The sequence below is a fragment of the Bacillus sp. DX4.1 genome (genome assembly GCF_030348195.1).
Classification (GTDB): domain Bacteria; phylum Bacillota; class Bacilli; order Bacillales; family Bacillaceae_G; genus Bacillus_A.
Genome location: NZ_JAUCFT010000008.1, coordinates 655,483 through 666,692, shown reverse-complemented (window position 1 = coordinate 666,692; position 11,210 = coordinate 655,483). Strand labels below are relative to the sequence as shown.

1 protein-coding gene is annotated in these 11,210 nt (G+C 34.1%); it reads right to left on the bottom strand.

Annotated elements, in window-relative coordinates; all coding sequences use genetic code 11:
• Positions 1 to 31: 31 nt before the first annotated feature.
• The gene (locus QUF99_RS06570; protein ID WP_289374580.1) at positions 32 to 11,191 is read right to left on the bottom strand and encodes an SDR family NAD(P)-dependent oxidoreductase; all 11,160 of its coding nucleotides are present in this window, start codon (positions 11,189 to 11,191) and stop codon (positions 32 to 34) included.
• Between the last annotated feature and the right edge of the window lie 19 nt (positions 11,192 to 11,210).

Here is an 11,210-nt window from a genome sequence, read left to right as displayed (position 1 = left end):
ATTGTTCCTCCTTTGGTTCTTCCATTCAAATTTATATTAATTTACTTAACCACATATCCACCTCATCATCCGATAGGCTATCCACCAGATCTCCGATATTATCTAAAGGTAGATTTCCTTCATTTCCTTCCTCATGAGTCGTTGCAACCTCATCGATACTTTGAAAAATTTCATCCGCTTCCATAACACCTACTAATTCCGAATTTAATATCTCTTGCAAACGCTCAGCATGCTCCGAGATAAAATATTTACTAAGTTTCTCGATAGTCATATATTCAAACAATAAGGTGGAAGGAAGTTTACCAAATTCTTGTTCAAGACATCTGTTAATTTCCATACTTACAAGAGAATCTACTCCGTATCTTTCAAAAGTCGCTTTACTGTCTATCATGTCGTTATTCATTTTCAATATTTGTGCAAATTTCTTAATAAGATACTCTCTTGTTTTTTCCAGTAAATCAGATTGCAAATGTACTTGTTTCACACCTTTTTTAGGTAATATAGCATCTAATTTATTTTCCAATGAAAACTTTCTCACGTGTTGCTTTTGATTTTCCTGATCAAAAGTATTTATAACTACTTGACCATCACTTTCAGCTACAATAACACTTTGGTCCCACTCTCCGATGAACTCATCAGAAAAATTAACTTCTTTCACTTTCTTAAAACCATTGAAAGCGAGCAATGATTTCCATGTAGTCGGACTAAGTAATGGTGAATCTTTTAAACGATAGTGTTCATCTTCATATAACCACCAACCATCAGCTAGTCCAAACGTTAACGTTAGAAAATCTTGTGCTTGCGTAACTTCATTTATTACAATGAGGCCATTGGCTTTAAGTAATTTCTTAGTTTGATTTAAAGTATTGTTAATTTCCTTCGTAGCATGCATGACATTGCTACCAAACATGACATCAATACTATTCAATTCAAAACCTTGCTGCTCAGGGTTATTTTCAATATCAAGTACTTTAAACTCAATAAATGGATACCTTTCTCCAAATACTCTCTCACTATGATGGGTAAAGCCTCGTGAAACATCGGTAAATAAGTATTCGATATTATTTTTATATTTTGAAATGGCTTCTAATACAAAATGACTTGTTCCCCCGGTCCCCGCTCCCACTTCTAAAATTCTAATTTTATCCTGTGGATTACGAGCAAGACGTTGTTCAACATAGCTTTGTATGATTTTGCCTACAATAAGATTGTTATAATCAGCACTTTCATTTCCTTTATAGATTTTCTCAACTAAAGAAGTAGAGCCTTCCGGAAACATAATTTCCATAGATTTTTGTTTTCCAGTTAGCACAGATGGATAAGCATCAACACATACATCCATTAAATTCACATGAGCTTCAAGCTCAGGATGTGTACATACTAAATTGCTTTTGAAACCCTGTATATTATTAATATTTTTTTTGATTTCAGGACTTTCTAAACGCTTCGTAGTGAAAATATTCTGATCTATGATTGTAATAAAATCAGCCTCAACTAAAATACTTAATAAAGCCTCATACAGACGTTTATAAGTTGGAATAATTCCTAATTTTTGTTTTAGTTTTTCCTTATGATAATACTCTTCACTTCGATGAAATGCGCCCATTCGCTGAAAAGCCGATAGCACTAAATGTTGGGCAAAACTTTTAAGCTGTCGCATAGTCTGTTGATGTTGATAAATTTTTGTTACATCCGGTAACAGAGTCTTTGTCTGCTTCACGGTAGTTTCAAGTAAAGATGGAACTTTCATTGGATAAATTTCAACTTGATTTTGTAATTGAACATCTATAGATTTTAATAAAGATTTAGTCCCCTTAAATGGCATAACTTGAATAACAGGGTGTGTTAAAATCCTTTGTATTGCATCTATTCCTTCATGAGATTGGATAGAACCAACACCATTTAATTCCAATTTTTCGTTATACTCTTCTGTAGCTACAACACCTACCTGTCCCCAAAATCCCCAATTAATCAGTTTAACTGGACATTTTTCATAATGACTTAAATAATGTGCAAAAGCGTCTTTAAAAGTTGATGCCGCTGCATAATTACTTTGACCTATACCACCCAGTAAAGATTGTGCGGATGAAAAGAACATTATAAAATCTAATTTTTGTTTCTGTAATGCCTTATAAAAATTCACACTTCCTGTCACTTTCGGAGCAAGAACTTTACGTAAAGTTTCTTCTTCCATATAATCAATTGTCTTATCATGTAACACAAGAGCCGAATGAATTATCCCATCAATGTTACCAAATGCTTTGTTTGCTTCGTTAACAGCTTTAGTCATGCTTATTAAATCAGTGGCATCTGCCTGAAGATACATAACTTTTCCACCATACTTCTCGATGTTAGCTATTTTTTCTTCTTTCTCTTTTGTTAATGAGCTTCTTCCTATCAAAATTACTTTTGCCTGTACTGTTTCCATTAAATATTTACTCAACTCTAGTCCGATACCGCCTGCTCCCCCTAAAATCATATATACGCCATTATTTGTAAAAGGAATTTCACTCGTTACCGGTAGATGAATTGGCTCGACACTTTGTATATAACGTACTCCCTCTCGAATTACTACTTCACTTCCATTCGAACTACCTGGCTCTATCAGAATATGACCCGCTAAAGATTCCATATTATTTTCCTCTAGGTCGAGATCAATACAACTAATAGACCAATTGGGATATTCTTTCACCAACGATTTTGTAAACCCAAATAAACTTGCTGCATAAGGAGGAATAATAGTTTCATTCATGATTTTATGCACATTATTTGTAATAACCTTTATTTGAACCTGTTTTTCCTTCAAACCTTGTTTTTTCAATAATTTTATCAATCTAAACAGTGAGATTATTCCTCTTTCTTGACTGGCTTCCAATTCAGCCAAGTCGTGGATATCACTATCTATTGCTTGAATTCCACCGAGATAGTAAATCGTATTTATCTCTTCCAAAATACTACCGAGTTTTTCAACAGCATAGGGATCATCTACTTGCAATTCCCAAACATATTCATCAATTTTCCTTGTCTGCTTACCCAATTGAATTTGATAAACTTCTTGAGAAGTATGGGCATCGAATAGTGCTTGTTCTAATCCTAAGCTTTGCTGCGGATGTATAATGACCGCTTTCCCAGTATATTGTTCTGTTCGTTCCAATACTAAAGGTTCTGGCTTCCATTTTGTTGTATAGAAAAGATTTTGTAATGAATCTTTCATCTCCTTTATAACCACATCATGAAGTTTGATACAAATATTGCCATTTTCATCTAAAATAGCGATATGGAAATGATTTGGTTCTATTTCTTGTACATAAGCATATCCTTCATTTTTTAAATCCTGAAAAACCTCGACCTTTTTTACAGAGAATGGTAATTTCAGTTTTTCTTTTTTACCTTTTTTAAAGATTAGACTCGCCATTGTTTGTAATGCAGAATCCATTATAGTTGGATGTAGAGTATACATTGACTTTTCTCGTTTGAATTGAGATGGTAAAGCAATTGAACTCAGTGCTTCCCCCTCTCCAATCCAGACCTCTTGTACACCTTGGAAATAGGAACCATAGTACAATCCAAATTCTAAGAATTTATGGTAAAAAGTTTCTTTATCCACTTTTTCTTTACACTTGGCCTTTATATCATGAATAGACACACTATATTCATAATTGGTAGGGGACGCAGGTTCAATATCTCCCCTTCCATGAATAATTGATTCTCCTTGTTCCTGAGTTTTGATTTCATATTTCAGGCATCCTTTATCTTCTTTAATTGCAATTTGAACTTCTTTACGATCCTCGACTAAGATTGGTTTCAACCAAGTAACATTTGATATATTATATGGCTTTTCTTCATTAAGCTGAGAAACAGCCGCATATGCCATCTCTAAATACCCTACCCCAGGTAATATTGGCTGATCTTTTAATTGATGATCCTGAACAATAATATCGGAACGTTGCAAATTTTTATAAAATACTATCCCTTGATCTAAGCTTTGTTTTATATTCACGTTATCCACTAACGGATGTAAAGCTAAACTTTTTTGGTTATAACTTTCTTGAGCTTCTATTGGAATCCAATAACTTTCTCGAGTAAACGGATAAGTTGGCAGCGATATACGCTGAAGAGAAGAATCTTTGTATAATAATCTCCAATCAAACTCCAATCCAGAAACCCAAAGCACTGCTAATCTAGCATAATCCTGATCATCAATGATTATTTTTATAAATTCTTCTGCCGCTCTACCAGAAAGTAAATTTTTAAGTTTACTATTTTTCACATTCCCTCGATAAATACCCGTGACTTCCTTATTTCCTTGAACGTATTGATATAATTTCTCCTTAAGTTCTTCAACAGTACTAACTACTAAAGCTAAACGCTCTTCCATTGGCTCCCGCCCGATTTGAAGAGTATAAGCTATAGCATTTAAATCTATCGACTCTTTTGTATGCTGTAAAAAATAAGCTAATTTTTTTGCATACTCTTGTAAGTTCGCTTCTTTTTTAGCAGATAATATGATTATGTGTGGTTCTTGTCCCTGTACAATAGACTCCGCTGGCTGTTCATATTCCTCTATTACAACATGTGCATTGACGCCACCAAACCCAAAAGAGCTCACCCCTGCTCTTCGTAACACTTCTTTATTATCACTATCTCTTAAACGTTCCCAATCCTGAGTCTCCTTCACAACATAGAACGGACTGCTTTCCAATTCAATATATTCATTTAATTCATTCAAATGGATATTACCTGGAATTTTCTTGTGTTTCATGGATAATATCACTTTTAAAACTCCTGCAATTCCAGCTGCAGTTTCCAAATGTCCAATATTTGTTTTGACTGATCCTAATCCACAGTGGGGCTTCTTAGATAATGGTTTCCCCCACTCTTTATACAATTGAGCAAATGCCTTTTTAAGTCCATTAATTTCAATCGGATCTCCAAGAGCCGTTCCTGTTCCATGCGCTTCAATATAGCTTATAGTTGTAGGATCAACCTTCGCTTCCTTGTAGGATTTAACCAAAACTTCTTTTTGAGCAATGGGATTAGGAGCGGTCAACGAGTTTGCACGCCCTCCGTGATTGACTGCTGTTCCTTTAATTACAGCATATATATGGTCTCCATCTGCCTTCGCTTTACTTAATGGTTTTAAGAAAAGGGCTCCAACTCCCTCTCCTCTGACATATCCATTTGCTGTATTATCAAATGTTTTACATTTACCGTCCTTAGCTAACATCCCAGCCTTTGCAAAAGATGTATTTAGCGTTGGACTTGCTATTATATTAATCCCTCCAGCAATGGCCATTTGACAATTTCCGTTTCGAATAGCTTCTACTGCTCTATGAATCGCAACGATTGAGCTAGAACACGCGGTATCAATCGGCTCACTTGGACCATGGATATTCAGAAAGTACGAAATACGATTTGCTAAAATGCAATGAGATGTTCCTATTGTCGCTTGTGGACTAATTTCAGAAACATTATTTTGAATAAGCTCATGGTAATCTGAAGTACCTACGCCTACAAATAATCCTGTATTTGTTCCAGATAAATCAGAAGCCTTATAACCCGCATCTTCAATTGTTTTCCATGTCGTTTCCATAAAAATGCGCTGTTGAGGATCCATTAGTTCTGCTTCTCTTGGGGAAATCCCAAAGAATAACGGGTCGAACTTATCAATATTATTCATAAAACCTCCCCACTTAGAGTTAGTTTTATGATATTCTGTCTGTTCATCACAATACTCTTTCCAGCTCCAGCGATCGTTTGGTATTTCTGTAATTAAATCTTTTCCTTGTTCAATGTTTTTCCAAAAACTCTCTAAATCATCTGCCTGAGGCATCATACCGCTTATTCCGACAATAGCTATTGGCTCTGCTATCACTTCTCCCTGTCGGTCTTCTTCTATAATATCCATAGATTTGATACTAGCTTCTCGTTTCGAAACTTTCCGAGAAACTTGGAGACTTTCTTGATAATACTCTATCATCTCCCCTTTGTACTCCTTTGCTAAATATTGAATTAAAGATTGTAGAGTAGCATGTTCAAAGAAAATAGATGGTAAAATGTTTTGATTATATTTATTACTCAATTCTTCACTAAATTTGGTTAACAGAATGGAATCGAAGCCAAACTCCCTCATTTCTGTATCAACTTCAATATCATCTTCATCAATTTTCAGTACACTAGAAATAATAGAAAATAAATCTTTTTCTATACTAGCTTGTAAATTTTTAGGATCTACTTCGGTTATTAATTTATCCTCTTGCATAGAGTAAGATACTTCTTTATTATTCCCTACCATTCTTAAGAATTTTTCTCCATCTCCCTCAATTACTGCAAAATAACTATCAGAAATCTTTAATCCTTTGTTAAATGCGTAGAGCCCTGTCTCTGTATTCATAGGGGACATGCCATAAGTTTCAAACATACTATTTTTAGTTTCTTCATTCACCTTCATTCCACCGTTACGCCATAGCGGCCAGTTAATCGAGAGCGTTTTCCCATGACGCTTACGATTTTTGTGCATCTCTTCTCTCCTCACAGCGTAATGATTCATAAAACTGTTAGCAAAAGCGTAATCCGCTTGTCCAATATTCCCCATCATTCCAGCAGTCGAAGAAAACAGAACGAAGAAATCAATGCACTCATCCTTCGTTGCTTCATCTAAATAAATAGTTCCATGAACTTTTGGAGCTAATACAGCTTGTATATCTAAGGCTGTTTTCTGAATAACAAGCGCATCTCTAATTACACCCGCACTATGAATAACACCATGAAGCTCACCATATACAGATTTAACTTGGCTTATAAGTTTTTTTACATCTTCTTGATTTGAGATGTCTGCTTTAACATACATTACTTCTGCACCCAAATCTCTAATCTCTTGTAGTTTGAACTCTATATCATTTGTACAATCAGATCGCCCCGTTAAAACTAACCTCGCTTTAACTTCCTGTGCAAGATAACGAGCAAAGATGCATCCAATCTCGCCTAAACCACCTGTAATAAGATAAACTCCATTCTTTCTTAACAAAGAAGATTGTATGTTATCCATATGAAATGGCTGTAATTCTTGTACATAGCGTTCTCTTTCCGTATATCGAATTTCAAATTTTGTATCTTTTATTCTTATCTCATCTAACAGCAATTGTAACAGGACTGATTCTTGATAGGATGTATCTAATTCTATCTTCTTATATAGAAAATTCGGATTTTCTATATGAAGCGTTTTAAAAAATCCTCCTAACGCTGCATAAATTGGTTGTTTTTGCTCTTGATTTTGAATATACGTATATAGAAGCTTAATATTTTTATTTACCTTTTGTTTCATCAATGTTTGAGTAAGGAAAAATACTGAATAGATTCCTCTCTCTAACCCACTAGTTGACATCTCTGCCTCATCAATAGACTCGTGTTGAGACCACAAATATAAAATGTTGTTTGGAAATAAACCTTGATATTTCAACGTAGTTATTAACTGTTCATAATCACTTAATTGATTAGGGCGTAATTCAAAAGTATCTTGTCCGAGATTTCTGTATTCATTGCTCGGTTTTACTAAAATAACCCTTACTTTTCCTAATTGGCTCGAAACCCGTTCAAGCAACATATCTCGTCTATCTTCAATCGTATCGAATAAAAGTATAGTTCCTTCAAAGTTTTCTTTAGGATATTCCGATTCTAACCTTTGTTTCTCCCATACGTTACGAAGATATACTGCTTTAGATGGTGTGAAAACTTTCTCAAGCATAGCTTTTTTCTCCATCCCCTCTTCTTTTTTTATCGAACTATGCGTTGAATGACGCTCCTTTGAAACCCAGTAGCGTTTCCTAGAAAATGGATACGTTGGTAATGAAAGGCGCTGCGGAATATTTGAATATAATTCGTCCCACTTTACATCTTCTCCATTTATCCATAGTTCAGCAAGATGAGCTGGATTGCTATTTAATATTTGATCTTGTTTTTTGAAAAACAAACCTCCATCTTTTTTTACACTTCCACAATGTACTCCCTCAATTTCTGTATTTCCTAAATAATATTTTAGTAATTTATCATACAAATCCTGTAAATTGGATGTTACAATAACTAATCGTTCTTTTAAAGGCTTGCGTCCTGTTTGTAATGTATAGGCCATTCTAGTTAAAAAATAATTTGCGGCACTCCCAGTTAATCTATTCTCTTCTTTAGCTAAGAAATTTATAAATTTTTTCACATATGCCCGTAATCTATCTTCTTTTCGTGCTGAAAGAACAATTAATTGTGGTGGTATTTGTTCGTAACAGTCTAGATCAATTTCCTTTCCCAAAAACTCTTCTATAATCATAAAAGAATTAGAACCACCTATTCCAAAAGAGTTAATTGCAGCTATCCTGGATCTCTCTGAATGTTCCCATTCTTTTGTTGTTACTGGAATATAAAACGGATAATCATTGAGCGTAATAGCTGGGTTAACATTTTCAACATTGCTACACTTCAATATCTTCTTGTATTTCATACTTAATAATACTTTTGTCAACGAACAAATTCCTGATGCTGCTTCAAGATGTCCTAAATTTGCTTTAGATCCCAGAGCACAAAAGCCCTTTTTATCAGTAAAATCCCCAAAAGCTTTAGCTAGGGCTTTTAATTCTAGTGGATCCCCCAGTACAGTACCCGAGCCATGTGTCTCAATATATGTAATTTGCTCAGGATGTATCTTTGCCTGTTCTACACTTTCTTTTGCTACTTGGGCTAAAGCTTTTATATTCGGAACATGATGTCCTGCTCCTGAACCAGAGTGATTAATAGCAGACCCTTTAATGACTCCATAGATATGATCTCCATCCTTTATAGCTTCTTCTAATGATTTGAGTAAAACCATCCCCACTCCTTCACCAGGTACATATCCATCTGCCTTCTCATCAAAAGTCTTTTCTTTATTGTCAGAAGATAGAATCTTCATTTGACTCAACATCATATACTTACTCGGATGCAAACTTAAGTTAACTCCGCCTGCTAATGCAACATTACATTCTCCATTCATAATTGCATTTCTTGCCATATGAATAGCTGTTAATGATGAAGAACAAGCTGTTTCCAGTGTTAAACTAGGTCCTTGCAAATTCATACAGTAGGAAATACGATTTGCAATCTCGTGATTATAGTTTCCTGGGCTTGTAAATTGATCTGTGTGAAAAAAACTTTCTGCAGCTACCCAAGTATAATCATTATTCATGACTCCAACATACACTCCCACTTTTTGAGAAGAAAGTTTTTCAGGTGTATACCCAGCATCTTCTACTGTATGCCAAGCAGTCTCTAACATTAATCGTAACTGAGGATCCAACATCTCAGCTTCTCTTGGAGCAATTCCAAAAAAGAGTGGATCAAACTTATCAACATCAGAAATAAATCCTCCCCATTTACTATATGTTTTATCACTGGTTGTTGGATTCGCATCATAATGTAAATTAAAATCCCAATGATCTTTAGGTACTTCTGTAATACAATCCTCCCCCGCTACTATATTTCCCCAAAAATCATCTATATTAGGGGATTGCGGATATTTACCTGCTAATCCAATAATAGCAATATCCATAACACGATTAGATTGAAGAGAATGTGAATTCTCTTCAATCTGTTTCAATTTTAATTTTGATATAGCTCTCTCTGAAATTATCTCTTCCTGATTATTCTCAAGATAAGCTTTATATTGTTCTCCATATTCTTGAGTCAGATAGACTGTTAATTCTTTAATATTATTATATTCAAATAATAAAGTTGGATATAGTTGAGTATTAATTTTCTGTTCAACTTGTTTGACTATATCCAATAGATTTGTAGAATCTAAGCCTTGATCATAAAATGCTACTTCTACACTAATTTCTTCTACAGATTTATTTTGTACATTTGCAATCATCCTACGTAGGTCATCTTCAATTGTAAGTGACTTATGTTGCCCTTCGACATTCTGCTCGATTATAGGTTGAGTATCTCTTTTTATCCTAATTATTTCATCTTCCTCTTCAGGTTTAGCTTTCCCTAAAATTGCCTCTTCCTGATTATTCTCAAGATAAGCTTTATATTGTTCTCCATATTCTTGAGTCAGATAGACTGTTAATTCTTTAATATTATTATATTCAAATAATAAAGTTGGATATAGTTGAGTATTAATTTTCTGTTCAACTTGTTTGACTATATCCAATAGATTTGTAGAATCTAAGCCTTGATCATAAAATGCTACTTCTACACTAATTTCTTCTACAGATTTATTTTGTACATTTGCAATCATCCTACGTAGGTCATCTTCAATTGTAAGCGACTTACGTTTCTCTTCGGAATTTTGCTGTATTAGATACTGATTATCTCTTTTCACCTCAACTATCTCGTCTTCCCCTTGAAATCTAGTAATTAATTTTTTAAAACGAATTCGTTTAGCCGATAGCTTTTTAAAAGAAGCAATTTTCTCGCCATCTATATTGTATATTTCATAATTATTGGCTATAATATCTTTTTCTAATCCACCTTTTTCTGGTTGACTTACATATACATAACATTTTTTTCCTAACCTACCAGAAGCACGAAACGCTTCAATATATAATGGAATAAAAGGTGCTGATGAATCAATATTTTGATCATGTAAAAATGGTATCAAAGTGGAACAATCCAGATGAGCAGGATGCAAATAAAACTGGTTTAAATATTTTTGAGCCAATGGACTCAACGAAACTTCTGCGAGAAGAAACTGTCTTCCTTTATATAAAGTCCCTAATCCCTTCATAAATTCATAATGATGAATTCCCATTTCCCTTGCTAATGCATACACTTTATCCATATCTCCAGATTCAAACGCCTGCCGTTTTAACCCTTCAATATCAATCCGGTTCATACTTTCTTTATCAACTAAATGAATTTCACATTCGAGGTTTTGTATCCAATTTTCTTCTAAATCATGATTATTTTTTACTTTTTTACTTCGAGCAATAACCTTCCATGATTTGGAGTCCTCTTCTTTTTTTATACTAATCAATAACTTCTTATCATAAGATTCTGTTGTTGCGACCGCTTCTTTAAAAAGAATATTCCGCAATTCTAATTGCTCAAGCGGAAATCCCTTTTTCTTCAAAATATTATATATTAGGTCTAAAAAAGTAACTCCTGGCATAATTCGAACTTGATGAACCTGATGATCACGCAATATAAAATTGTCATTTTTCACAATAATATTACATTGGATA